Genomic DNA, 23805 nt, shown 5'->3' on the forward strand with positions numbered 1-23805 from the left:
CGCGCGGGTCATCGACAGTTAGCGAGCCGGTTTGGGGCAGGAGGGGTGCGTGCCCGCAGTGACCAGGTCCGCGACCGCCGCACGCGGGTCATGGCTCTTGACCAAACCTTCGCCAACCAGCACAGCGTCAGCGCCGGCCCCGGCATAGGCCAGCAAATCACCAGTGCCACGCACCCCGGACTCGGCAATCCGGATTACATTGCTGGGCAGCCCAGGAGCGATGCGCGCGAAGCAGTCCCGGTCAACCTCCAAAGTGGTGAGGTCGCGGGCGTTGACGCCGATTACCTTGGCGCCGGCCTTCAACGCCCGGTCCGCTTCGTGCTCGGTGTGGACTTCTACCAAAGCGGTCATGCCAAGTGATTCAGTGCGATCCAGCATCGACACCAGTGCCGACTGATCCAACGCGGCAACGATGAGCAAGAGCATGTCGGCACCGTGTGCACGCGCCTCGTGGATTTGATAGGGCTGAACCACAAAATCTTTGCGCAAGACCGGAATCGAGACTGCCGCCCGCACCGCGTCGAGGTCATCGAGGGAACCCTGGAAACGTCGCTCCTCGGTCAGCACGCTGATGATGCGAGCGCCGCCGTCCTCGTAGGCCCGAGCCAGCTTCGCCGGATCGGCAATGGCCGCCAACGAGCCCGCCGATGGACTGGCGCGCTTAACCTCCGCTATCACCCCGATACCGGGCTCGCGCAGCGCGGCCATCACGTCGAGTGGCGGTGGAGCTGCGGCGGCGGCAGCCTTGATCTCCGGCAGGCTGACCCGTGCTTCGCGCGCGGCTACGTCGGCCCGGACTCCCTCGAGGATGGAGTCAAGCACGGTTGCCGGACTCATGCCTGCTGTTTCCCTTCCCGCGACCCACGCCCCGCAGCCGATTGCGACGACGTTCAAGAAGGGTAGCGACCGGCGGCGCGCGCTCCGTCACCGACCCTCGGTGTCAGACTCGTGCGGCCGTTCGGTCGGGTCGCGGCCTTCGTCCAACGCATCCCAAATCATCCGCTCAGACATCTCGGCGCAGGTGTCCCGCTCCTTGTCCCGGGCAGCTTTTTCGGTGGGCGCATCGTGCTTGCTGGCGATCACCTGAGCCGTCCCGGGAATCGACGCTGAGCGCATCAACAACGCGGCAGCGATCAGCGCGCACACGGCAGCAGCGACGGTGGCGCCTGCTCCCCAGTACTGACGGCTGCTGCCCACCAGAGTGGTCAACAGAACCTGCGCTAGCTCGGCGCCGCGGACTGCGACGTCGGGAATCACCCACAGACTGACACCGAGATAGCCGACTGCAAAGCTGGTGATCGCCAGTAGGGCAGCCAGCGCCCGCAGCGGCCACCCACGCACCGCAAGCGCCGCAACGGCTGCAGCCAACAGGAGCATCGCCACCGGCAACAACGCGGTGGACCACCTAGCACCCGACAGCGTCACCTCTCGGGGCGGCCCCAGCCCATCGAAGGAGCGAATGACCACCCATGGCAGTCGCGATGCCGCCCACAGCGCCGCGGCCGCGACAACCAACAGCAATTGGGCAACCCCAGTGGCCAGCCGACTCGCCTGGCGGCCAGGCGGTGCCGGCCGGACATCAGTCACCGCGATTCTCCTCAATTGCCCGGGTCAAGTCCGGGATTACCAGCGTCTCGGCGGCCGCGATCGCATTCAGCACCGCCCGCGCTTTGTTTCTCGCTTCGTTGTACTCGTAGCGGCCGTTGGAGTCGGCGACTACGCCACCACCAGCTTGCACGTAGGCAGTGCCGTTACGGATCAGCGCCGTCCGGATAGCGATCGCGAAATCAGCGTTACCGGCAAAATCCAGGTAACCGACCACGCCGCCGTACAGACCACGACGCGTCTGCTCCACCTCTTCGATCAGCTCCATGGCCCGCACCTTTGGCGCGCCCGACAACGTGCCGGCCGGAAAGCATGCGGTCACCGCGTCCAGCGCGGTGCGGCCTTGGTCGAGCAGACCAGTCACCGTGGACACCAAGTGCATGACGTGGCTGTAGCGTTCGATGTGGCTGTAATCTTCGACCCGAACGGTGCCCGGCACGCAGACCCGGCCGAGGTCGTTGCGGCCAAGGTCGACCAGCATCAAGTGCTCGGCACGTTCCTTGTCATCAGCCAACAGCTCCTTCTCCAGCAGCTGATCTTCTTCTTCGGTTCGCCCGCGCCACCTGGTACCGGCAATCGGATGCGTCGTCGCCCGACCGTCGTGGACGGAGACCAACGCCTCCGGACTGGATCCGACGATCGAAAAGTCAAGGTCACCTTGACTATTCGGAATGTTCAACAGATACATATAGGGGCTTGGATTCGTGACCCGCAGCATTCGGTACACGTCGATCGGATCGACGGTGGTGTCCACTTCGAAGCGCTGCGAGGGCACCACCTGGAAGGCTTCACCGGCTGCTATCTGCTCCACGAGGTAGTCGACGATCTTCCCGTACTCCTCGACGGTGCGCTGCGCGCGGTAGCGTGGCTCGGGTCGGGTGAAGGTGGCGACCGTCGACGGCAACGGCTGGCCCAGCGCTGCGGTCATCACGTCTAGCCGCGCGACCGCATCGTCGTAGGCCCAGTCGACCCGCTCGTCGGTGCCGTTCCAATTGACCGCGTTGGCTATTAGCGTGATGGTGCCCTCATGGTGGTCGACCGCCGCGACATCGGTGGCCAGCAGCAGCAGCATGTCCGGCAAATGCAGATCATCGACGGTCAACACCGGCAACCGCTCGAGGCGCCGCACCATGTCGTAGGCGAAGAAGCCGACCATGCCGCCAGATAGCGGCGGAAAACCCGGCTCGCCGCGATCGGGGGCCTTGGTAGCCAAGAGGTCCAGGGTGGCCTGCAGCGCGCGCAGCGGGTCCCCTCCGGTCGGAGCGTCCTTCGGCACGGCGCCCATCCACTCCGCTTGGCCGTCCCGCACAGTCAAGGCCGTCGGCGCCCCGGCTCCGATGAAAGACCACCGCGACCACGACCGGCCGTTCTCGGCTGATTCGAGCAAGAAAGTCCCCGGGCGATTGGCAGCGAGCTTGCGGTATGCCGACAGCGGAGTCTCGCTGTCGGCCAAGACCTTACGGATCACTGGAACGACGCGATGCTCGACCGCTAGCACACGGAAGTCCGCGCGTGAGGTGGTGGCGGCGAGTCCGGCGTGCACCGGAGCATTCTCGCAGACGAGATGAACGCCAAGCCCAGCGCGGCGGCTACGGACTCCGCCGAGGACAGCGACGCGTAGCCTAGCGGCCATGAAAACTGGAGACACTGTGGCCGACTTCGAGCTTCTCGATCAGACCGGCACGCCGCGCACGCTTAGCGCGTTGCTTTCCGACGGACCGGTGGTGCTGTTCTTCTATCCGGCGGCAATGACTCCAGGCTGCACGAAGGAAGCCTGTCATTTTCGGGACTTGGCCGCCGAATTCGCCGCTGTGCATGCCACCCGCGTCGGGATTAGCGCGGACCCCGTCAAAAAGCAAGCCAAGTTCGCCGACATGCAGCGCTTCGACTATCCGCTGCTGTGCGACACTGACGGCGCCGTCGCCACCCAGTTCGGCGTCAAGCGCGGTCTGCTCGGCAAATTGATGCCGGTCAAGCGGACGACCTTTGTCATCGACACCGACCGCAAGGTGCTCAACGTGATCGCCAGCGAATTCAGCATGGACGCCCACGCCGACCAGGCATTGGAGACGCTACGGGCGCGGTCTTCCGCGTAATCGGCTGGCCGCCGTCAACGCCCGCGAATTACGATTCAGGCGACAGCAGCACAGCAGTGTCAAAGCAGGTGTGGTCGCCGGTGTGGCAGGCCCCCCCGACCTGGTCGACCGTCAACAACACGGCGTCCCCGTCACAGTCCAGGCGGACCGAGTGCACGTACTGGGTGTGTCCTGAGGTCGCGCCTTTGACCCATTGTTGGCCCCGGGATCGCGAATAGTAGGTGGCCTCACGGGTCTGCAGGGTGCGAGCCAACGCATCGTCGTCCATCCAGGCGACCATCAGCACCTCGCCACTGCCACGCTCCTGCACAACAGCGGTGAACAGCCCCTCGGCGTTGCGCTTCAGGCGGGCGGCGATATCAGGGTGTAGCGTCATCGCACCGTGATTCCTGCTGCAGCCATGGCGGCCTTCACCTGCCCGATCGTCAGTTCGCGGAAGTGAAAGACGCTGGCGGCCAATACCGCATCGGCTCCGGCCGCGACCGCGGGCGCGAAGTGCGCTACCGCGCCGGCGCCGCCACTGGCGATGACCGGCACCGTGACCGCAGCACGGACCGCGCGCAGCAGTGCCAGGTCGAAGCCGGCTTTGGTGCCATCGGCGTCCATCGAATTCAGCAGGATCTCCCCCACTCCAAGATCAGCACCGCGGGCCGCCCACCCCACCGCGTCGATGCCAGTGCCACGACGGCCACCATGGGTAGTGACCTCCCAGCCTGAGGGTGTCGGGGGTGAACCGGCGGGCACCTTGCGCGCATCGACGGACAGCACGATGCACTGCGAGCCGAATTGAGTCGCCATGTCGGCTAACAGGTCCGGGCGGGCGATCGCGGCGGTGTTGACTGACACCTTGTCCGCGCCCGCGCGCAACAACAGGTCCACATCGGCCACCGTGCGCACGCCGCCGCCGACGGTCAGCGGGATAAATACCTGCTCGGCGGTGTGACGCACCACCTCCAACATGGTGGCCCGGCCCGACGACGACGCGGTCACGTCGAGGAAGGTCAGCTCGTCAGCTCCCTCGGCATCGTAGGCGGCGGCCAGTTCGACCGGATCACCCGCGTCCCGGAGGTTTTCAAAGTTGACCCCCTTCACCACCCGACCGTCGTCGACATCCAGACACGGAATCACCCGCACCGCAAGGCCTTTGCCGTCGTACATATCAGTAATCCTCCGGCTGGCCGGTGCGGTGCAGAATTTCTGAGATCTCGGCGTGCACCCCCGGCGCGGCGGCCAACATGGACTGTGACGTGGGAGTCCAGGATGCGCCGGTCAGGTCAGTGACAATACCGCCGGCAGCTCGCACCAGCGCCGCGCCGGCAGCGTGGTCCCATACATGGCTGCCGAAGCTGATGGCACCACCCAGAATTCCGTCGGCGACATAGACGAGATCGATGCCGGTGGAACCGTGCATGCGCAACCGCGACGACACCCGGCTGAGGTTCTCCAGCAGAGCTACCCGATAACGCCCGGGGAACCTGCCGCGCGAGTCTGCGCTGAACGAGCCGACGCCGACGAGCGTGGCTGCCAGTTCAGTGCGAGACAACGGTGGCTGCGGCATCCCGTTCTTGATCAATGGCCCCCCCGCGACAGCCGTATAGCGCTCGCCGATGAACGGCAACCAGGTCAGTCCGGCCACCGGCTCGCCCCGGTGCAGCAGGCCCAGCAGCATGGCGGCCAGCGGCGATCCGGCGGCGTAATTGATGGTCCCGTCGACGGGGTCTAGTACCCACACCCACGGCGCGTCGAATGCGGTGCCCCCGAATTCCTCTCCGTGCACGCCAATTCCGGTGGCCGCTACCAGCGCGTCAACAACTTGCCGTTCAATCGCAAGGTCGATCTCGGTGGCAAAATCGTTGCCCTTCTTGCGGACTGCTGAATCGGCGCGGTGGCCCTTGAGAAAGAGATCTGTTGCGTCGTCGAGGACGACCGCCGCCTCGGCCACCAACGCAGCCAGGTCTGGTGAGCGCGGTTCCATTACGGCTCTACTCTCGCACCGCAGCCAGTGCCTGCGGCAAGGTGAACCGCCCCGCGTAGAGGGCCTTGCCGACGATGGCGCCCTCGACCCCGCGGTCGGTGAGCGTCGCGATGGCGCGCAAGTCATCAAGGCTGGATACGCCGCCGGAGGCGATCACCGGCGCCTCGGTGCGCTCGGCGACGCCCGCCAACAGGGCGAGGTTCGGGCCGCCTAACGTGCCGTCCTTGCTGACGTCGGTGACGACGAAACGCGAACATCCTTGCCTGTCAAGGCGTTCGAGCACTTCCCAGAGGTCGCCGCCGTCGGTTTCCCAGCCGCGCCCACGCAGCCGGTGCCGCCCGTCGACGATGTGGACGTCCAAGCCGACGGCGACTTTGTCACCGTGCTCGGCGATCACCTTGGCACACCACCGCGGATTTTCCAGCGCCGCGGTGCCTAGGTTGACCCGGGCGCAGCCGGTGGCCAACGCCGCGGCCAGGGATTCCTCGTCGCGGATTCCGCCGGATAGCTCGACCTGCACATCAAGCTGGCCTACTACCTCGGCGAGCAGTTCGCGGTTGGACCCGCGGCCAAACGCCGCATCGAGGTCGACTAGGTGGATCCATTCGGCGCCGTCGCGCTGCCACCCAAGGGCAGCATCCGCCGCCGACCCATACTCGGTCTCACTGCCGGCCTTGCCTTGTACCAGGCGCACGGCACGGCCCTCGACCACGTCAACGGCGGGCAACAAAATTAGCGGCATCTTTTATAGTCCCTCGACCCAGTTGCTCAGTACGGCCGCACCGGCGTCCCCGCTCTTCTCCGGGTGGAACTGGGTGGCTGCCAGCGGTCCGTCCTCTACCGCGGCCAAGAACGGTACCTGGTGTGTGGCCCAGGTCAGTAGCGCAGCGGGGTCCCCTGCCCAACTTTGCGCGGCGTAGGAGTGCACGAAGTAAAACCGAGCATCGGCGTCCAGTCCTTTGAACAACCCACTGCCAGCGGGGGCGTCCACGACGTTCCAGCCCATGTGCGGGATGACCGGGGCTGCCAGCAGCGTGACGGCACCGGGCCATTGCCCGCAACCTTGCGTCTCCACGCCGAACTCAACTCCCCGGGCGAACAAGATTTGCATGCCGACGCACACTCCCAGCACCGGCCGCGCCGACGCGACCCGATCGGCAATGATCGGTACTCCGCCGATCTTTCGCAGGCCTGTCATGCATGCCTCGAAGGCACCGACACCCGGAACTACCAGTCCGTCGGCCTCCCTAGCCGCAGCAGCGTCGGCTGTGACTTCGACATGGGCGCCGACCCGCTGCAACGCACGTTGCGCCGACCTTAGGTTGCCTGAGCCGTAGTCGAGCACTACAACCGATTTCGCTGTCACAAAACGCCTTTGGTGGACGGCACACCCGACACCCGAGGATCGGGCTCCACGGCCTGACGCAGGGCCCGAGCGACGGCCTTGTACTGCGCCTCGGTGATGTGGTGCGGATCGCGCCCGTACAGCACCCGGATGTGCAGCGCGATGCGGGCGTTCATCGCCAGCGACTCGAACACGTGCCGGTTGATAACAGTGTGGTAGGGCACCGAGCTTCCGGCAATGGTGGTGTGCTGCAAGTGGTCCGGCTCCCCGGTGTGTACGCAGTACGGCCGCCCGGACACATCGACGGCGGCATGGGCCAGGGTCTCGTCCATCGGGATGAAGGCATCGCCAAATCGGCGGATTCCCTTCTTGTCGCCGAGGGCCTGCCCGAGCGCCTGGCCGAGCGCGATCGCGGTGTCCTCGACGGTGTGGTGCGCTTCGATCTCGATGTCGCCCTCGGTGCGGATGGACAGGTCGAAGCTGGCGTGGCTACCCAGCGAGGTCAACATGTGATCGTAGAACGGCACACCAGTGTCGACGTCCACCTGCCCGGTGCCGTCGAGATCGAGTTCGATGACGATGTCGGATTCACGGGTGCGGCGTTCGATACGCGCACGACGGGTCGCTACAGCTGTCACGGTGCTCCTACGGGGGTGGCTGGGTCCAATTGGGTGGCAGCGATGCGGGCGCTCGCCCGCAGGAATGCGTCGTTCTCCTCGGCCAGCCCGGTGGTGGCGCGCAGGTAGCCGCGAATTCCAACGTCGCGGATCAGGACACCCGCATCCAGGTAGCGCTGCCAGGTAGCCGCAGCGTCGGCGAATTCGCCGAACAGCACGAAGTTCGCATCGCTGGGAATAACCCGAAAACCCATGTTTGCTAACGCGGCTGAAACCCGCTCGCGTTCGCAGATCAGGGTGGCGACGCTGCCCAGCGTATCGTCGGCATGCCGCAGCGCTGCGCGCGCCGCGGCTTGGGTGACCGACGACAGGTGATACGGCAGCCGCACCAGCAGCATCGCGTCCACCAACGCCGGCGTGGCAACCAGGTAGCCGAGTCTGCCACCGGCAAAGGCGAATGCCTTGCTCATCGTGCGGCTGACGACCAGCTTGGTCGGATACTCGTCGACCAGCCGCACCGCGCTGGACTGCGACGAGAATTCACCGTAGGCCTCGTCAACAATCAGGATTCCCGTTACCACGTCGAGCAGTCTGCGCAGATCCGGCAGCGAAACACTCTGGCCGGTAGGGTTATTGGGGCTGGTGATAAACACCACGTCGGGCCTGCGCTCACTGATGGCAATGATGGCGCCATCGATGTCGAGACTGAAGTCATCGGCCCGCACCGTCTCGATCCACTCGGTGTGGGTGCCGTCGGAGATGATGGGGTGCATCGAGTAGGACGGGACGAAACCGATGGCGGTGCGGCCCGGCCCACCGAATGCCTGCAGCAGCTGGTGCAGAATCTCGTTGGAACCGTTAGCGGCCCACACATTTTCGATACCTACGCGGGTATCAATCTGTTTGGTCAGGTAACCGGCTAGGTCAGTGCGCAGGGCAACGGCATCGCGGTCTGGATATCGGTGCAGGCCGACGGCCGCCTCCCGCACGGACCGCACCACGTCGTCGACCAGCGCCTTGGTAGGTGGATGCGGGTTCTCATTGGTGTTCAGCCGCACCGGGACGGCTAATTGCGGCGCGCCGTAAGGCGATTTGGAGCGCAGGTCGTCGCGCAACGGCAAGTCGTCCAGGGTGGGACGGTTGCCGGTCATCGTTCGAACCTCCGCCGCACCGCTTCACCATGAGACGGCAGGTCTTCGGCCTTGGCCAACGTAATCACGTGTCCTGAAACGTCTTTGAGGGCCGCCTCGGTGTAGTCGACAACGTGGATGCCACGCAGGAAGGTCTGTACGGACAGCCCGCTGGAATGCCTGGCGCAGCCGGCGGTCGGCAGCACATGATTCGAGCCGGCGCAGTAGTCGCCGAGGCTGACCGGTGACCAGGGCCCCACGAAAATAGCTCCCGCCGCACGTATGCGACTGGCCACCTGCGACGCATCCGCGGTATGGATCTCGAGATGCTCAGCGGCATAAGCGTTTACCACCTCGACTCCGCTGTCCACGTCGTCGACGAGAATAATCGCCGATTGGCGACCACTCAGCGCGGCCGCCACCCGTTCGCGGTGCACCGTGGTCCGCAATTGGGCGGCTACTTCACTGTCGGTCGCATCGGCCAGGTCCTCCCTCGTGGTGACCAGCACACTAGCCGCCATCTCGTCGTGTTCGGCCTGACTGATCAGGTCGGCGGCCACATGTGCGGGATTGGCGGTGTGGTCCGCCAGGATAGCGATCTCGGTCGGGCCCGCTTCGGCGTCGATGCCAACCCGGGAGCGACACAGCCGCTTGGCTGCCGTGACGTAGATATTGCCGGGCCCGGTGATCAGGTCCACCGGCGTCAATTCAGCGCTGTCGCTGTCGGTGCCGCCATAGGCCAGCAACGCCACCGCTTGCGCCCCGCCGACGGCCCACACCTCATCCACACCCAACAGCCGGGCGGCAGCCAGGATGGTCGGATGCGGCAATCCGCCGAACGCCGGCTGCGGTGGACTGGCCACCACTAACGAGTCGACACCGGCGACCTGCGCCGGCACTACGTTCATCACCACGCTCGACGGGTACACCGCGTTGCCCCCCGGCACGTATAAGCCCACCCGCTCGACCGGAACCCACCGCTCGGTGACCGTCGCGCCAGGCCCCAGCGTCGTCGTGACGTCGCTGCGGCACTGGTCGGCGTGCACGGCGCAGGTTCGCTCGATCATCACCTGCAGTGCTTCTCGGACATCATCGGCCAGATCAGACAATGCCGCATCCAACGCGGCATCCGGCACCCGCACAGCCGGCGGCCGTACACCGTCGAACGAGGCGCCAAAGTCCAACGCCGCCTCAACACCACGCTCGGCGACTGCCTGCACGATCGGCCGCACCTGCGCCAGCACCGCCTCGACGTCGGCGCCCCCGCGGGGCAACGCGGCCCGCAACCGGGCAGGCGTCAACTCTGCTCCCCGTAGGTCAATACGAGCCAGCAGCGCAGGCGGTGCATTCACGTGGACCATTCTCCCAGAGCAGCTCAAGTTGATATTCGGCCGGTACAGTGCCAATAGCGCGGCTTACCGTCCGCATTCGCGAAAGGCAGCCAACATGTCGGCAAAGGATCACCCGAATAACGCCCCCGGCGTCCCCATGGTGTTCCCGCCCTGGTTTGAGAACTTCCAGATCAAGTACATCAACCCCGCGCTCAAGCCGATCGCGCGCTTCCTGCCCGGTGCCGCCACCATCACGCACCACGGCCGCAAGTCCGGCAAGCCGTACCAGACCATCGTGACCGCTTACCGCAAGGGAAACGTGCTGGCGATCGCACTGGGCCACGGAAAGACTGACTGGGTCAAAAACGTGCTGGCCGCCGGCGAGGCCGACGTGCTGTTTACCCGGCGTCAGGTGCACATCACCAACCCGCGGATTCTGCCCGCCGGCGCAAGCGGCGACGACTTGCCTTGGATGGCGCGCATGCAGGTGGGCCGGATGGGGATATTCGTCGCCGATATCGTCTGAGCACAGCTGAAAGCGCACTTTTCCTGCGTTGCCCCGGTGAGAATGCGCTGCCCGATCGAGCCGGGCTAGCGCTACATGTCCAAACCGATGTCGAGTACGCGCACCGAGTGGGTGAGGGCACCCACCGCGAGGAAGTCGACGCCGGTGCCCGCATAGGTCGCCGCGGTCTCCAGGCTGAGCCCGCCGGACGACTCCAGCAGCACGGTGGGCGCACGTGCGTCCCGCCGCTGCACCGCCAGCTGCGTCTGCCACACCGGGAAGTTGTCCAGCAGTACCAGCTCCGGCTTTTCGAGTAGTACGGCATCGAGTTGCTCGAGCGAGTCGACTTCAACCTCGCAGGGCAATTCGGGCGCGGCGGCCCGCACCGCCCGCAACGCCTCGAGCACCGATCCCGCTGCGGCGACGTGGTTGTCCTTGATCAACGCCGCGTCGCCTAAGCCGAGGCGGTGGTTGACGCCACCGCCTACCCGCACCGAATACTTCTGCAGCGCACGCAGGCCGGGCAAGGTTTTGCGGGTGTCGCGGATCTGGGCCTTGGTCCCGCGTACCGCGTCGACCCAGGCCGCGGTCGCCGTGGCAATCCCCGACATGTGACAGACCAGGTTCAGCATGGTCCGTTCCGCGGTCAACAGACCTCGTGTCTCGGCCTCCACGGTCAGCAGCGACTCGCCCGGCTGCAACCGGGCCCCATCATTGACGCGGTCGAGCACCTGGTAGCCGTCTTTGCCGATCACCTCATCGAGCACCAGCAGCGCCACGTCAACACCGGCAATTACCCCGGCTTGCCGGGAAATCATCGATGCGGCGGCCACCGCCGCAGCGGGCACTGTCGCGATCGTGGTGATGTCTGGCCCGAAACTCAGGTCTTCGGCAAGACCACGCCGAATCGTCTCGCAAGCCGCATTCCGTTCCTGCTCCGTCAGCTTCATCAACCCACCGCCACCAACGCCTCCACACACACCGTGCTGTGGTCATCGGCCGACCGGACCACGATGCTGCGCGCCTGCTCCGATGCAGCATCCGCGTATTCAGCGCGGTGGTGACAGCCGCGGCTTTCGTTGCGCGCCAACGCGGCGGCAGTGACCGCCCGTGCGACGATCGCGAGCGCCACGTCCTCGAAGTCACGACGACCCGCAACAGTCCGCACCAGACCGGCCAAGCTTTCAGGCAGCCGGCGCAGCCCGTCCGCGTCGCGCACCACCGACGCCTCGCGACTCATCGCCTGCTGCAACTGGACGCGTTGCGGCGCAGTATGGACTGCCGGCCCGGGCATCGCCGCGCACGGACGCCCGGCCGCCACGGCATGTGCGGCCGCGCTACTTCCAGCCCGGCCGCCGACCACCAAGCCCTCCAGCAGGCTGTTGGAAGCCAACCGGTTGGCGCCGTGCATCCCGGTACGGGCCACCTCGCCAGCGGCGAACAGACCGGGCAATTCGGTCTGGCCGTACACGTCGGTGACGACGCCACCGCAGCTGTAATGCGCCCCAGGGACTACCGGGATAGGCTCGCGGACCGGGTCGATGCCCGCAGCACGGCAGGCGGCGGTGACCGTCGGGAACCTCGACTCGAAGCCGTCGATCCCGCGAGCGTCGAGGTAGACGCATGGATCGCCGTTAGCTTTCATCCGTGTATCGATAGCGGCCGCAACGACGTCGCGGGGCGCCAGGTCCCCCATCGGATGAACGCCCGCCGTAATCGAATCACCTTGCCGGTCTACCAATATCGCACCCTCACCGCGGACGGCCTCGCTGATCAGTGGCCGCCGGCCGACACTGCCGCCAGCGTGCAGCATCGTCGGGTGGAATTGGATGAATTCGAGGTCGCTCACCGCGACCCCGGCCCACAACGCCAAAGCGATCCCATCACCGGTGGAGCCGTCGGGGTTGGTTGTTGCGCTGTACAAATGCCCAAGCCCGCCGGTGGCCAAGATCACCGACGCCGCACTGATAATGCCGAGACCATCAGGGCTGCGCACCAATACGCCGGTCACCCTGGCGTCGTCGTGCAGCACGCGCACGGCTAGGTGGCTGGTGCGGATGTCCAGCCGACCGGCGGCATGATCGAGCGCCCGCTGGACTTCAGCGCCCGTGGCGTCGCCACCGGCATGCACGATCCGTCGCCGCGAGTGGCCGCCTTCGCGGGTGAGCGCCCACCGGCCAGGCGATGTTTCGTCGAAGCGGGCTCCAGCACCGACCAGCTCGCTAACCGCGCCATAGCCCTCGGCGACGATCGAGTACACCGCGTCCGGATCACACAGACCGGCACCGGCAGCCAGCGTATCGGCCACATGGGCGTCCACCGAATCGTCGGTGTTCGGCAACACCACCGCGATGCCGCCTTGGGCGTAGTGTGTCGCTGTTACGGCGAACCTTTGTGCTGACTTGTTGAGTACGACGACGCTGCGACCGGCGCGGTGGGCGGCTAGTGCGGCGGCCAAACCAGCCACACCGGTGCCGATGACGACGACGTCGGCCGCATCCCGCCAGTCGGGCACCGTCCTCACTCGCCACCGCCGGGCTGCCCGATTTCGATCATCCGCTGCACACTGCGCCGACCCGCCCATGCGACGGCTGGATCGACATGGACCTCGTCGGCCCCCTCGACCAGGCAGCGCAACAGAGCCGCGGGAGTGATCATCTTCATGTACTTGCATGACGCGCGATCGTTAACCGCTTGGAACTCGACCATCGGTGCCGCCCGGCGGAGCTGATGCAGCATGCCGACTTCGGTGGCAACCAATACCTGGCGGGCGCGCGTCTGGTGAGCCGCGTCCAGCATGCCGCCGGTGGACAGAATCTTTACCCGATCGGGTGGGAAGGCACCCTCCCCAGCCAGATAGAGCGCCGAGGTGGCGCAGCCACATTCCGGATGTACGAACAGCTCGGCATCGGGATGAGCGCGGGCCTGCTCGGCGAGCTCGTCACCGTTGATCCCCGCGTGCACATGGCATTCGCCGGCCCACACATGAAGGTTCCGGCGGCCGGTCACGCGGCGCACGTGTGCGCCAAGGAACTGGTCCGGACAAAACAGCACCTCGCGATCGGAATCGATGGATGCGACCACGTCGACCGCGTTGGACGAGGTGCAGCAGATGTCGGTGAGCGCCTTCACCTCCGCCGTGGTGTTGACGTAGGAGACCACCACCGCAGTCGGATGCTCGGCTTTCCAGGCGCGCAACTCGTCGGGAGTGATCGAGTCAGCCAGCGAGCAGCCGGCCCGCTGATCTGGGATCAGCACCGTCTTTTCTGGGCTGAGAATTTTCGCTGTCTCGGCCATGAAATGCACGCCGCAGAACACGATGGTGTCTTCCGGAGCGTCGGCGGCGATGCGCGACAGTGCCAGCGAATCCCCAACGTGATCGGCAACGTCCTGGATGGCGGGTAGCTGGTAGTTGTGAGCTAGCACCGTGGCTCCACGCACCCGGGCCAGCCGACGCACTTCTGCGGCCCACTGCGCGTCAGGCTCGACCCCGGTAAAGCCAGCCGCTGTATTGGCGACCCGGGCGGTCATGTCGGTGATGTCACTGCCGAGCGTGTCCATACGACTCACGACCGTCACGGCGGCTCCTTTCACATCAGGAGGTTTTCGACTTAGAATCGAAAACATGCCCCATGGTAGCACCGCACATGAAGTGCTGGCAGTCGTATTCCAGGTCCGAAACGCGACAAAAGGCCTCACGGGGGGGTTAAGCACTGAAAAACCACAACTTAACGTGCTGTTATGGCAACGTGCTCGAGATCCGCAGCAGGGCAGCTGGTCGTTGCCAGGCGGGCGGCTGCAAAACGACGAGGATTTGACCACGTCGGTTCGCCGTCAACTGGCCGAGAAGGTGGACCTCCGCGAGCTATCCCATTTAGAGCAGCTTGCCGTGTTCTCCGATCCCCACCGGGTGCCGGGTATCCGGATGATTGCGTCGACGTTTCTGGGGTTGGTGCCCTTCCCCGCCACCCCGGAGTTGCCGGCGGACACCCGCTGGCATCCGGTGAATGCCCTCCCGGCGATGGCCTTCGACCACGGCCCCATGGTCGCGCACGCGCGCGCCCGCCTGGTCGCCAAGATGTCGTACACCAACATCGGATTCGCCTTAGCACCAAAAGAATTCGCACTGTCCACGCTGCGCGGCATCTACGGTGCCGCGTTGGGCTATCAGGTCGATGCGACGAACCTGCAGCGGGTTCTGGCCCGTCGCGGAGTAATCATTCAGACCGGCACCATCGCCCAGTCCGGCCGAAGCGGCGGGCGTCCCGCGGCGCTATATCGGTTTACCGACTCCCAATTGAGGGTCACCGATGAGTTCGCCGCACTGCGCCCGCCGGGCTAGCGACTCCGCGCGGCTTCGGAGTTCTCGCCCGGGCGGCCGCGCCACCAGAATTCGGAGGATCGGAACGGTATTTCGCGCCTTTTGTGACAGGCGCCACGCCGCGCTGAAGTTTTATTCAGGTATTTGATCCGGTAACTTGTATGAAACTATAAGAGCTCGATAAGAGATGCTGGCGCCGATCGTTGCCGGCTTTGAACTACGACCGGCTTAGTGCGCCGCCCGCCCAATTTGGCTCGGGACTTATCGCGCGCAAAGTGCTGGCGGCCATGAAGGGAGCCTTGATGGTTAAGGTCGGCAACCTGCTAGATGTGCGCGCCGCCGAGTGGATCGGCCGTCCCCCGCACGAGGAATTGCAGCGTAAAGTGCGCCCGCTGCTGCCAGATGACGACCCCTTCTACCAGCCGCCGGCCCGCTACCAGCATGCCGAGCCCGGGACCGTGCTGCGATCACGCGACGTCGAGCTGGCGTTTCTGGGCCTGATTCCGCAGTCCATCACCGCGACCCAGCTGCTGTACCGGACGACGGATATGAACGGCGATCCCGAAGTGACGGTGACCACGGTTATCCTGCCCGCGGAGGTTGCTCCGGGGCAGACTTGTCCGCTGGTGTCATACCAGTGTGCGATCGACGCCATCGCCTCCCGTTGCTTTCCCTCCTATGCGCTGCGCCGGCGGGCCAAGGGCCTCGGATCGCTGACCCAGCTCGAGCTGTTGTTGATAGCCGCCGCCGTCGCCGAGGGGTGGGCGGTCTCGGTGCCCGACCATGAAGGCGCCCGCGGGTTATGGGGTGCCCCCTACGAACCCGGCTACCGGGTGCTCGACGGGATCCGGGCGGCCTTGAACTCAGAACGCCTCGGGCTGTCACCGGCCGCGCCGATCGGGCTATGGGGCTATTCCGGCGGTGGGCTGGCCAGTGCATGGGCCGCAGAAATGTGCGGCGAATATGCACCTGAGCTCGACATTGTGGGCGCGGTGCTGGGATCGCCGGTCGGTGACCTGGGTAACACCTTCCGCCGCCTTAACGGCACACTGCTCGCCGGTCTGCCCTGGATGGTGGTGGCCGCCCTGGCGCACGCCTACCCCCGACTCGACCGGGTAATCAAACAACACGCCAACGACGCCGGAATCGAACTGCTGCGACGGCTAGAGAAGATGACAACAGCCGAAGCGGTCATTCGGATGGCGAACAAGGACACCGACCACTATTTGGACAAGCCGCTCGAAGACGTCCTTGCCACGCCGGAAGTTGTCAGTGTCTTCCACGAGATCAAGCTCGGCGCCGCGGTGCCGGCACCTCCCGTGCTGATTGTGCAGGCCGTGCACGACTACCTCATCAAGGTCGACGATATCGACGCGCTGGCCGAGGCCTATTCCGCCGGCGGCGCCAGGGTCACCTACCATCGCGACGCCTTCAACGAACATATCGTCTTACACCCGTTGTCTGCCCCGATGGCGCTGCGCTGGCTCATCGATCGGTTCGCCGGCCGACCACTGACCGAGCATGTCATCCGGACCACGTGGCCCACCATGTTCAACCCGATGACCTACACCGGCATGGCGCGGCTAGCGATGATTGCCGCCAAGGTTGTCACCGGCAGGAAGGTGCACCGCCGTCCGTTGTGACGGTGGTTCGTGAAGCCTGCGTAGCCGCGTCCGAGGCCGGCTCTCCAGCCGGATAGCCGCCCAAGTCGTCACGTGCAGTGCCGGCCGTGATCAGCGCATACACCAGTGACGCGGTAGCCGCGGGTGCTAGCAGAGTGGCAGCCACCAGCAAAAGCTGACGGCCGAAGAACACCGGTGGCGGCTGCGTGACGTACGTCACCGAATGGTCACCGTCAGCCAGCGGCACGGTGTCGAAGTCCAGCGCACCGTAGCGCAACCGCACCAACAGCGCCCCTACTGCGGTTGCCGCTGCGGCCGCGCCGATCAACCCGACCGAGAGCGCAACGACCATTCCCGGCCCCCGATGCTCCCGCCACTGCCACACCAGCACCGAGGCGACCACGGCTACCACACCCAACAGCCCCAGCATCAAAAACGGCGCAACAAAAAAGTTCTGTGATTCGGCGCCCAGGTAGTCGTGCACGCGCTCGCCCGCCCGAGTGATCGCCACCACCGCATGGATCGCCGGCGCCACCCACGCCCAGAGCACACCCACCGCCGCGCCAAGCACCGACACACCCAGGGCCACGGAGATAAGGGCGCGGCTGCGGGATGTACGCGGGGCGCGAGTTCGTGCGTCCTGGAGCACCAGGGAACAGGAATCCTCGGTCACCGTCGCCTCTCCAGGTCAGATGAATCAACTTGTCCGTGCCTGGAGCACCGGGCCCACCACCCGTCGGGACGGACCTGCACGATCATCCGCCGGCCGCACTCCGCGCAGAACCTGGGCGGCTCCAGACCCAATTGGGCCGCTGTGGGCGTGACCGTGCCCGCCAGTTCGCCGGTGTAGACGTTGTAAACGCCAGCACTGACCGGAGCGCCCAGATCTGCAACCACGATCCCTGATTTCTCTACAAGCTGGCGTTGAGCGCCTTGATTGGCATCTGCAGGTCCTCGAGCAGTTCCAAGTCGGCCTCGGCGGGGCGACCGAGGGTGGTCAGGTAGTTTCCGACGATCACAGCGTTGATACCGCCCAGGATCCCGCGCTGGGCGCCCAGGTCACCCAGGGTGATCTCGCGGCCACCGGCGAAGCGCAAAATCGCCCGCGGCAGCGCCAGCCGGAACGCACCAACCGCCTTGAGCGCTTCGCTGGCCGGCAGGACCTCCAGGTCGCCGAAGGGGGTGCCGGGGCGCGGGTTGAGGAAGTTCAACGGAACTTCGTCGGGACCCAGCTCGGCCAGATTGGTGGCGAATTCCGCCCGCTGCTCCAACGTCTCGCCCATGCCCAGGATGCCGCCGCAGCACACCTCCATGCCGGCGTCGCGCACCATCGTCAGCGTCTGCCACCGTTCCTCCCAGGTGTGGGTGGTGACAACGTTGATGAAGTACGAGCGGGCCGTCTCCAAGTTGTGGTTATAGCGATGCACACCCATTGCCGCCAGCTGCTGGACCTGCTCGGCGCTGAGCATGCCCAGCGAGCAAGCCACGTTGATCTCGACTTCGTTGCGGATCGCCTCGATACCCGCCGCCACCTGAGACATCAGCCTGTCGTCGGGTCCGCGTACCGCTGCCACGATGCAGAACTCGGTGGCGCCTGTTTTTGCGGTCTGTTTGGCAGCCTCTACCAGGCTGGGAATGTCCAGCCAGGCGCTGCGCACCGGCGAGTTGAACAGTCCCGATTGGGAGCAGAAGTGGCAATCCTCCGGGCAGCCACCGGTCTTCAAGCTGATGATGCCTTCCACCTCGACCTCGGGGCCGCACCACCGCATCCGCACTTCGTGGGCCAGCGCCAGCAGCTCCTCGAGCCGGTCGTCGGGGAGCTGCAACACCTGCAGCACCTGGTCCTGGTTCAGACCCTCACCGCGCTCCAGCACCTGCTGGCGAGCCGCGGCCAAAATGTCGGCCAGGATGTCGGAATTGTGTATGCCATCCTGGCCGGCGTCGGTAGTCGGTCGAATTGGCGCTTGCGTCACCAGCTACTCCCCTGCGTCTTCATCGTGTCGGCGAACACATCAGCCACATGCGCAGATGCGGCCTGGTCGAACGGTGTTCAGGCTAGGGTAACGGTCCGCGCGCGCACTAACCTCTGCTGGCCCCTCCGGGCCCCTGACCCGGCTCGCGGCGTGCAGCGATCACCTGATCAGGTGCTCGGCGCGCTTGTTGCCGTCCCAGCGGCGCAAACCGGCGAACCGGCCGTCAAGCTGCGTCGGCCGTCCCGCGATGCGCAACGCCCGTCCGAGTTGAGAGCCCCCGACCCGGCGGGCGCACGTGACATGGGCAGTCCACTGGCCGGGCAGGCTGTTGGACATCGCGGCGGGCGTCAGATGCGGACCGGCTAGTCGGTGCACCTCGACATGCAAGTCCAATAGTTCTTTCGTCGGAACCACGAGCCGAGCAAAGACGACGTTGACGCGGCCAAAAAGCACGGGCGCGCCCACCGAGCAATCCAGCGGTAGCCGCTGGACAGCAGCACGCAGCAACTCATCGACGTCCGCATCGATTTGTTCGGCGACGGCCAGCGTCACGTGCGGACGACTCGCCGGCGCCTGGCTAGGTATTCCCGCGCCGGCTAGGTCGGCCCAGATGTGGCGGATCGCCGCCTCGGTATCGGGGTCGAACACTAGCTCGATCGAGTGCACCATCAGCCGACCAACGACCTGACCCAGTCGCGATCGAACGCCGCTGCGCTCATCGCCGCAAAACCTGCCGTGTCCAGCAATGCGGCCCCGGCAGGCAGCGCGGCCCGGAGCGGAGCCAGGCGGGCTAGCGCAGACCAGTTCGACTCGTGCACCAAGCCGGGACCTGTCGGCCAGCTGCCGATCACCAAGCCGGCGCACGAAACTCCCTTCGCGGCAAGCGCTTCCAGCGTGAGGGCGGTGTGGTTGAGGGTGCCCAGCTCGGCGCTGACCACAATCAAGGCGGCAGCACCCAGGTCGATGGCGAGTTGACGCAATGTGACGCCCGCGTCGGCGAGTTCGACCAGCAGCCCGCCGGCGCCCTCGACTAGTGTCAACCGTCCTGGGCGGTCCAGTCCCCCGATGAGCTGCACGATTTGCTCGCCAGTGGGTAGAGCCAGCCCCGTGTGCGCTGCGGCGGCGGTCGGCGCCATCGGCTGCGGGTATCGCGCCAATCCGGCTAGTTCCGTTACGCCGGATAGTCGTCGCACTTCGGCGAGGTCATCGTCACCGATGTTGGTCCCGGTCTGCACAGGCTTGCACACGACGACGTCGATGCCGGCCTGCCGGGCATGGGATGCCAGCGCCGCAGTCGTGATTGTCTTACCGACGCCGGTACCCGTGCCGGTGACGACGAGGACCGTCAACGGGGTGCCGCACGCAGGACGTCGGTAAGCACCCGACGTGCCCATGCGAGTTCGTCGGCGCTGAGCGAGGCGCGCGCGGTGAGCCGCAGTCGTGATGTGCCGGCGGGCACCGTCGGCGGCCGGAAGCAGCCGACCCTGACACCTGCGTCCAGGCAGGCGGTCGCGGCGGCCAGCGCAACTTCTGGGTCACCGAGAATCACTGACACCACTGCGGACTGCGGCACCTGGGGCACGTCGCAAACCCTGGCCAATTCGCGGGCATGCCGCAGCACCGCGCCGGGCCGTCCCGGTTCGGCCTTCAATACCCGCAACGCGGCCAGCGCGGCGCCCGCCGTCGCCGGGGCTAGGCCGGTGTCGAAGATAAACGGCCGGGCCGCGTCGATCAGATGAGCCCGCACCGACGCCGGCCCGAGCACCACACCGCCCTGACTGCCCAGCGCCTTGGACAACGTCGCGGTCATCACCACATCGGACGCGCCCGCCAAACCCAACTCGTGCAACAGTCCGCGCCCGCCACCGCGCACGCCCAAGCCGTGCGCCTCGTCGACGATAAGCAGCGCTCGGTGCGCGCGGCATACCTCGTGCAATTCTCGTATCGGGGCCAGCGTGCCTTCAGCGCTGAAGACCGAGTCGGTAACGACGACGGCACGCTCTTCCCGGCGCGATGCCAAGGCCACCGCCACGGCGTCGACGTCGCAATGCGGAGTCACTACCACCCGCGCCCGCGCCAGCCGGCAGGCATCTACCAGTGACGCATGAGCATAAGCGTCGGACACCAGTAGCGAACCCGGGCCGGAAAGACTCGCTACGGCGCCCAGGTTGGCCGTGTATCCGGACGAGAACAGCAAACCCGTCGCTGTGCCGACGTATTCGGCGAGCGCGGCTTCGAGTTCCTGGTGCAGCTCGGTATCCCCTGTGACCAGCCGAGAACCGGTGGCACCGGCACCCCAGACGCGCAGCGCCTGCACACCGCCGTCGATCACGTCCGGGTGCTGGGACAGGCCAAGGTAGTCGTTGGAAGCCAGATCGAGTTCGGTCGACACGGCAGCCCGCGGCCGCAGCGAGCGACGCAGGCCGGCCGCACGGCGTTGCCGCTCGACCACATCCAGCCAAGCCAACGGTGACGTCTCGATCGGTGCCTGCGCAGAGGCCTTCATAGGCGTTTAGCCTACGAGTCGCGCGACCTCTACCATCGCGGAGGTGATCTGCGCAATCTCGGACGGCGGGCAGATGTACGGCGGCATCGCGTAGACCAGGTTGCGGAATGGGCGCAACCACACGCCGCAGTCCAGCGCCGCCGGCGTGGCGACCGCCAGATCGACCGGGTGCCGGCATTCGATGACGCCGATCGCCCCATGCACCCGCACATCACGTACGCCGGGCATTGCCCGCGCGGGTTCCAGCCCAGCGATCAACCCGGCGTTGATCTCGGCGACCCGCGAGCGCCAGTCCTGTTGCAGCAGCAGCTCCACGCTGGCCACCGATACCGCGCAAGCCAAGGGATTGGCCATGAAGGTGGGCCCGTGCATCAGCGCACCGGCCACACCGGTGCTGATGGTGTTCGCGATGTCGCCCGTACACAAGGTGGCGGCCAGGCTGACATATCCGCCGGTGAGCGCCTTACCGATGCACATGATGTCTGGGCTCACCCCAGCGTGGTCAGCAGCGAACAACTGGCCCGTGCGGCCGAAACCGGTCGCAATCTCGTCGAAAATCAGCAGCACCTCGTGCCGGCAGCAGATATCGCGCAGGTCAGCCAGATAGCGTGGGTCATGGAAGCGCATCCCACCGGCGCCCTGCACGACCGGCTCGACGACCACCGCCGCCAAGTCGGCGGCATGTTGGGCCAACTGCGCTTCGAACGCCGTGCTGTAGCCAGGGTCGTAGTCCCGCGGCACCTGTGGCGCAAACACTTGCCGAGCCAGGATGTCGGTCCACAGCGAGTGCATGCCGCCGTCCGGGTCGCAGATGCTCATCGGAGTGAACGTGTCGCCGTGGTAGCCGCCCCGCCAGGTCATCAGTCGGTGCTTGTCCAGCCGGCCACGGCTGCGCCAGTATTGCAGCGCCATCTTGATCGCGACCTCCACCGACACCGAACCGGAGTCGCTGAAAAACACCGTCTCCAAACCGGGCGGCGTGATGTCTACCAACAGTTGAGCCAGCCGGGCCGCCGGCTCATGGGTCAAGCCGCCGAACATCACATGGTTCATTGAGCTCAACTGCCTGGTCAGCGCCTCATCGAGAACCGGGTGGCCGTGGCCGTGGATTGCGGTCCACCAGGAGCTCATCGCGTCGAGCACCTCAACCGGCTGGCCATCGCGGATCAGCCTCAGCCAGGCGCCGTGGGCAGCCACCGCGACCAGGGGCGGGACGGCTTCAGCGCCGATCGTGCTGTAGGGGTGCCAGAGATGGGTGGCATCGATTGCGCTGATCTGCTCGGGGGTCAACCCCGGACTCGCCGCTGCCATGGGGATCGAGGGTAATGCAGTCCCACAGCATCCCATGCCGGTCGCGGGTCGCGGAAACCTCCGCTATCGGGAAGCATGCATGACATGGCTTCGCCGAATCCGCCCGAGAGCAGTCCCGGCTCCGGTGTCTCATCGCCGGCGGAGGACCATCGGCCGAAGGTCCTCAAACTGCGCATAGCTCCCTGGGACGTGATACTCACGGCCGCGACACTAGGCGTCTTGCTGCTCTTAGTCAGCATCACCAGCTGGCCGGCCCGGCTGTTCGGCTTTACCGAAGGCGTATGCATTTCCGATGATTGCCCGCTGGTGCCCTTTGGCCTCAACTACTACATCTATCCGCTGATGTGGGGTGGCATCGGTGGGGCCATAGCCGCGGCAGTGATCGGGCCATTGGTTTCCATGGTGAAAGGCTGGTACATGTCATTCTGGCCGTTCATTGCGATCGCCGTCTTAACCCTCACCTCGGTGCTCGGCTACGCGCTGACCGGCTTCAGCCAACGATATTGGCAGTGATCGCCGCATCTCCCTAAGTCCGCGACGGCGGCCTGGCCGGGATGCCCGCGAGACCGAAATCACAACTGCCCTTTCACGATTGGGCAACGCCCGTCACCATCCGGTCACGTTACGACAAAAAATCCCTTGGGCCCCTGGCGGCCACCGCGTTCTGTTGTCAAAGTGACTGAAGTGACTGATGTGAATACAGCGGTTTGACCGTCTGGTTCATGTTCCCGAGTGTCATGCAGCGGCGTTAGGTCTCGACGTAGCGGCCATCGCATGAGTCACGGAACGAAGGCCTACGCGCGAAGTCACCGCGCTGAGGCAAGGAGGGCCCAAGAGAGCCCAGGAGGTTGAAACCATGAAACGCATCCACGCTTTTGCGATCGGTCTGGCGATGCTGATGGCCCCGTTGACGCTCGAAGCCCCACCCGCCTTCGCCGACCCGGGCGTGCGGCCGATGGATTACCAGCAGGCCACCGACGTCGTGGTCGCGCGTGGCCTCTCGCAGCGCGGCGTGCCATTCTCTTGGGCCGGCGGCGGCGTCACCGGGCCCACCAGAGGCAAAGGTTCGGGTATCTACACCGTGGGATTCGACGCGTCCGGCCTGATCCAATACGCCTATGCCGGCGTCGGGATCAAGCTGCCGCGTTCCTCCGGCGAGATGTACCGGGTCGGCCAGAAAGTCCTGCCGCAGCAAGCACGCAAGGGAGACCTGATCTTCTACGGTCCCGAAGGCACGCAAAGCGTCGCGATGTATCTCGGCAATGGGCAGATGCTCGAAGTCGGCGACGTCGTCCAGGTTTCGCCGGTGCGCAGCAGCGGCATGACGCCCTACCTGGTCCGGGTCCTCGGGACCCAGCAAGTCCCATTGCAGCAGTCACCATTGCCGCAGGCGCCAGCGCAGCAGGCACCACTGCAACAGGCACCACTGCAAGCGCCACAGGCGCCGACACAGCAGACGCCCGTGCAG

At 65.9% G+C, this 23805-nt stretch carries 27 protein-coding genes; 6 read left to right on the forward strand and 21 right to left on the reverse strand.

Annotation, left to right across the window (positions count from 1 at the left end; genetic code table 11):
- Positions 1-18: 18 nt before the first annotated feature.
- The 3 genes from trpC to F0Q45_RS13300 form a co-directional block, all read right to left on the reverse strand.
- Positions 19-837 carry an indole-3-glycerol phosphate synthase TrpC gene (gene trpC / locus F0Q45_RS13290; RefSeq protein ID WP_149654389.1) on the reverse strand — a complete coding sequence of 273 codons (819 nt, stop codon included), beginning with the start codon at positions 835-837 and terminating at the stop codon, positions 19-21.
- A gap of 87 nt (positions 838-924) precedes the next feature.
- Positions 925-1587, reverse strand: coding sequence for a TIGR02234 family membrane protein (locus F0Q45_RS13295; protein WP_262490996.1), 663 nt, complete (start codon positions 1585-1587; stop codon positions 925-927).
- Complete coding sequence (locus tag F0Q45_RS13300; protein ID WP_149654390.1) at positions 1580-3148, reverse strand: anthranilate synthase component I; 1569 nt, start codon at positions 3146-3148, stop codon at positions 1580-1582. Before F0Q45_RS13300 ends, F0Q45_RS13295 begins: the two co-directional genes overlap by 8 nt.
- An 88-nt stretch (positions 3149-3236) precedes the next feature.
- Between F0Q45_RS13300 and F0Q45_RS13305 the strand changes: the two genes are divergently transcribed.
- Positions 3237-3701: a peroxiredoxin gene (locus F0Q45_RS13305; RefSeq protein ID WP_149654391.1), complete on the forward strand. Its 465-nt coding sequence runs from the start codon at positions 3237-3239 to the stop codon at positions 3699-3701.
- A 28-nt stretch (positions 3702-3729) separates the two neighbouring features.
- On the opposite strand, the gene hisI is transcribed toward F0Q45_RS13305, so the two are convergent.
- Genes hisI through hisD form a run of 8 tightly spaced genes read right to left on the reverse strand, consistent with a single transcriptional unit; the run spans position 3730 to position 10102 of the window.
- Positions 3730-4077, reverse strand: a complete 348-nt coding sequence (hisI, locus tag F0Q45_RS13310; RefSeq protein ID WP_149654392.1) for a phosphoribosyl-AMP cyclohydrolase — start codon at positions 4075-4077, stop codon at positions 3730-3732.
- On the reverse strand, positions 4074-4859 hold the full coding sequence (hisF, locus tag F0Q45_RS13315; protein ID WP_149654393.1) for an imidazole glycerol phosphate synthase subunit HisF: 786 nt from the start codon (positions 4857-4859) through the stop codon (positions 4074-4076). Before hisF ends, hisI begins: the two co-directional genes overlap by 4 nt.
- Position 4860: 1 nt before the next feature.
- Positions 4861-5676, reverse strand: a complete 816-nt coding sequence (locus F0Q45_RS13320) for an inositol monophosphatase family protein (protein ID WP_149654394.1) — start codon at positions 5674-5676, stop codon at positions 4861-4863.
- A gap of 7 nt (positions 5677-5683) precedes the next feature.
- On the reverse strand, positions 5684-6418 hold the full coding sequence (gene priA, locus F0Q45_RS13325; RefSeq protein ID WP_149654395.1) for a bifunctional 1-(5-phosphoribosyl)-5-((5-phosphoribosylamino)methylideneamino)imidazole-4-carboxamide isomerase/phosphoribosylanthranilate isomerase PriA: 735 nt from the start codon (positions 6416-6418) through the stop codon (positions 5684-5686).
- A 3-nt stretch (positions 6419-6421) separates the two neighbouring features.
- The gene (hisH, locus tag F0Q45_RS13330) at positions 6422-7042 is read right to left on the reverse strand and encodes an imidazole glycerol phosphate synthase subunit HisH (protein WP_149654396.1); all 621 of its coding nucleotides are present in this window, start codon (positions 7040-7042) and stop codon (positions 6422-6424) included.
- Positions 7039-7689 (reverse strand): imidazoleglycerol-phosphate dehydratase HisB, encoded by a 651-nt coding sequence (hisB, locus tag F0Q45_RS13335; protein ID WP_373424977.1) that lies wholly within the window; start codon positions 7687-7689, stop codon positions 7039-7041. Before hisB ends, hisH begins: the two co-directional genes overlap by 4 nt.
- Positions 7656-8789: a histidinol-phosphate transaminase gene (locus F0Q45_RS13340; RefSeq protein ID WP_149654398.1), complete on the reverse strand. Its 1134-nt coding sequence runs from the start codon at positions 8787-8789 to the stop codon at positions 7656-7658. The genes hisB and F0Q45_RS13340 overlap by 34 nt, the downstream gene beginning before the upstream one ends.
- Positions 8786-10102, reverse strand: a complete 1317-nt coding sequence (gene hisD / locus F0Q45_RS13345; RefSeq protein ID WP_149654414.1) for a histidinol dehydrogenase — start codon at positions 10100-10102, stop codon at positions 8786-8788. The genes F0Q45_RS13340 and hisD overlap by 4 nt, the downstream gene beginning before the upstream one ends.
- A gap of 112 nt (positions 10103-10214) precedes the next feature.
- Here hisD and F0Q45_RS13350 point away from each other — a divergent pair, with 112 nt between their 5' ends.
- Positions 10215-10625 (forward strand): nitroreductase family deazaflavin-dependent oxidoreductase, encoded by a 411-nt coding sequence (locus F0Q45_RS13350; RefSeq protein ID WP_149654399.1) that lies wholly within the window; start codon positions 10215-10217, stop codon positions 10623-10625.
- A gap of 71 nt (positions 10626-10696) precedes the next feature.
- Here F0Q45_RS13350 and nadC read toward each other — a convergent pair whose 3' ends face one another.
- The 3 genes from nadC to nadA are packed head-to-tail and all read right to left on the reverse strand — an operon-like array spanning position 10697 to position 14165.
- The gene (gene nadC / locus F0Q45_RS13355; RefSeq protein ID WP_149654400.1) at positions 10697-11554 is read right to left on the reverse strand and encodes a carboxylating nicotinate-nucleotide diphosphorylase; all 858 of its coding nucleotides are present in this window, start codon (positions 11552-11554) and stop codon (positions 10697-10699) included.
- The gene (locus tag F0Q45_RS13360) at positions 11554-13128 is read right to left on the reverse strand and encodes an L-aspartate oxidase (protein ID WP_262490997.1); all 1575 of its coding nucleotides are present in this window, start codon (positions 13126-13128) and stop codon (positions 11554-11556) included. Before F0Q45_RS13360 ends, nadC begins: the two co-directional genes overlap by 1 nt.
- Entirely contained in the window at positions 13125-14165 is a 1041-nt protein-coding gene (gene nadA, locus F0Q45_RS13365) for a quinolinate synthase NadA (protein ID WP_188112928.1), read from the reverse strand. The genes F0Q45_RS13360 and nadA overlap by 4 nt, the downstream gene beginning before the upstream one ends.
- A gap of 64 nt (positions 14166-14229) precedes the next feature.
- Here nadA and F0Q45_RS13370 point away from each other — a divergent pair, with 64 nt between their 5' ends.
- The gene (locus F0Q45_RS13370) at positions 14230-14946 is read left to right on the forward strand and encodes an NUDIX hydrolase (protein ID WP_149654403.1); all 717 of its coding nucleotides are present in this window, start codon (positions 14230-14232) and stop codon (positions 14944-14946) included.
- 281 nt (positions 14947-15227) lie between these two features.
- Complete coding sequence (locus F0Q45_RS13375) at positions 15228-16568, forward strand: lipase family protein (RefSeq protein ID WP_149654415.1); 1341 nt, start codon at positions 15228-15230, stop codon at positions 16566-16568.
- On the opposite strand, the gene F0Q45_RS13380 is transcribed toward F0Q45_RS13375, so the two are convergent.
- The 7 genes from F0Q45_RS13380 to F0Q45_RS13410 form a co-directional block, all read right to left on the reverse strand.
- Complete coding sequence (locus tag F0Q45_RS13380; RefSeq protein WP_373424978.1) at positions 16534-17196, reverse strand: DUF2567 domain-containing protein; 663 nt, start codon at positions 17194-17196, stop codon at positions 16534-16536. The two genes, F0Q45_RS13375 and F0Q45_RS13380, sit on opposite strands and share 35 nt — an antisense overlap.
- Before the next feature lie 20 nt (positions 17197-17216).
- Entirely contained in the window at positions 17217-17444 is a 228-nt protein-coding gene (gene bsaP, locus F0Q45_RS13385; protein WP_149654405.1) for a biotin synthase auxiliary protein BsaP, read from the reverse strand.
- Between the two features lie 14 nt (positions 17445-17458).
- Positions 17459-18520: a biotin synthase BioB gene (gene bioB / locus F0Q45_RS13390; RefSeq protein ID WP_149654406.1), complete on the reverse strand. Its 1062-nt coding sequence runs from the start codon at positions 18518-18520 to the stop codon at positions 17459-17461.
- A gap of 159 nt (positions 18521-18679) precedes the next feature.
- Positions 18680-19189, reverse strand: coding sequence for a 2'-5' RNA ligase family protein (locus F0Q45_RS13395; RefSeq protein WP_149654407.1), 510 nt, complete (start codon positions 19187-19189; stop codon positions 18680-18682).
- Positions 19189-19869 (reverse strand): dethiobiotin synthase, encoded by a 681-nt coding sequence (gene bioD, locus F0Q45_RS13400; protein ID WP_188112927.1) that lies wholly within the window; start codon positions 19867-19869, stop codon positions 19189-19191. Before bioD ends, F0Q45_RS13395 begins: the two co-directional genes overlap by 1 nt.
- Positions 19866-21026: an 8-amino-7-oxononanoate synthase gene (locus tag F0Q45_RS13405; RefSeq protein WP_149654409.1), complete on the reverse strand. Its 1161-nt coding sequence runs from the start codon at positions 21024-21026 to the stop codon at positions 19866-19868. Before F0Q45_RS13405 ends, bioD begins: the two co-directional genes overlap by 4 nt.
- 6 nt (positions 21027-21032) lie before the next feature.
- Complete coding sequence (locus tag F0Q45_RS13410) at positions 21033-22337, reverse strand: adenosylmethionine--8-amino-7-oxononanoate transaminase (protein WP_149654410.1); 1305 nt, start codon at positions 22335-22337, stop codon at positions 21033-21035.
- Positions 22338-22421: 84 nt separating this feature from the next.
- Here F0Q45_RS13410 and F0Q45_RS13415 point away from each other — a divergent pair, with 84 nt between their 5' ends.
- Complete coding sequence (locus F0Q45_RS13415) at positions 22422-22850, forward strand: hypothetical protein (RefSeq protein WP_149654411.1); 429 nt, start codon at positions 22422-22424, stop codon at positions 22848-22850.
- 343 nt (positions 22851-23193) lie between these two features.
- A partial coding sequence (gene ripD, locus F0Q45_RS13420) for an NlpC/P60 family peptidoglycan-binding protein RipD (RefSeq protein WP_149654412.1) occupies positions 23194-23805 on the forward strand: 612 nt, incomplete at its 3' end.

Origin of the sequence: Mycobacterium simiae, from assembly GCF_008370645.1 — a bacterium.
In the GTDB taxonomy this organism is placed as follows: Bacteria; Actinomycetota; Actinomycetes; order Mycobacteriales; family Mycobacteriaceae; genus Mycobacterium; species Mycobacterium simiae_A.

Bases quoted from the DNA above. Each gene is read 5' to 3' on its own strand.
- nadC (WP_149654400.1), bottom strand. From the start codon at position 11,554: ATGAAGCTGACGGAGCAGGAACGGAATGCGGCTTGCGAGACGATTCGG.
- F0Q45_RS13370 (WP_149654403.1), top strand. From the start codon at position 14,230: ATGCCCCATGGTAGCACCGCACATGAAGTGCTGGCAGTCGTATTCCAG.
- F0Q45_RS13320 (WP_149654394.1), bottom strand. From the start codon at position 5,676: ATGGAACCGCGCTCACCAGACCTGGCTGCGTTGGTGGCCGAGGCGGCG.
- hisI (WP_149654392.1), bottom strand. From the start codon at position 4,077: ATGACGCTACACCCTGATATCGCCGCCCGCCTGAAGCGCAACGCCGAG.
- F0Q45_RS13350 (WP_149654399.1), top strand. From the start codon at position 10,215: ATGTCGGCAAAGGATCACCCGAATAACGCCCCCGGCGTCCCCATGGTG.
- nadA (WP_188112928.1), bottom strand. From the start codon at position 14,165: ATGGACACGCTCGGCAGTGACATCACCGACATGACCGCCCGGGTCGCC.
- F0Q45_RS13395 (WP_149654407.1), bottom strand. From the start codon at position 19,189: ATGGTGCACTCGATCGAGCTAGTGTTCGACCCCGATACCGAGGCGGCG.
- priA (WP_149654395.1), bottom strand. From the start codon at position 6,418: ATGCCGCTAATTTTGTTGCCCGCCGTTGACGTGGTCGAGGGCCGTGCC.
- trpC (WP_149654389.1), bottom strand. From the start codon at position 837: ATGAGTCCGGCAACCGTGCTTGACTCCATCCTCGAGGGAGTCCGGGCC.
- F0Q45_RS13405 (WP_149654409.1), bottom strand. From the start codon at position 21,026: ATGAAGGCCTCTGCGCAGGCACCGATCGAGACGTCACCGTTGGCTTGG.
- F0Q45_RS13410 (WP_149654410.1), bottom strand. From the start codon at position 22,337: ATGGCAGCGGCGAGTCCGGGGTTGACCCCCGAGCAGATCAGCGCAATC.
- hisF (WP_149654393.1), bottom strand. From the start codon at position 4,859: ATGTACGACGGCAAAGGCCTTGCGGTGCGGGTGATTCCGTGTCTGGAT.
- F0Q45_RS13340 (WP_149654398.1), bottom strand. From the start codon at position 8,789: ATGACCGGCAACCGTCCCACCCTGGACGACTTGCCGTTGCGCGACGAC.
- F0Q45_RS13415 (WP_149654411.1), top strand. From the start codon at position 22,422: ATGGCTTCGCCGAATCCGCCCGAGAGCAGTCCCGGCTCCGGTGTCTCA.
- F0Q45_RS13375 (WP_149654415.1), top strand. From the start codon at position 15,228: ATGGTTAAGGTCGGCAACCTGCTAGATGTGCGCGCCGCCGAGTGGATC.
- F0Q45_RS13305 (WP_149654391.1), top strand. From the start codon at position 3,237: ATGAAAACTGGAGACACTGTGGCCGACTTCGAGCTTCTCGATCAGACC.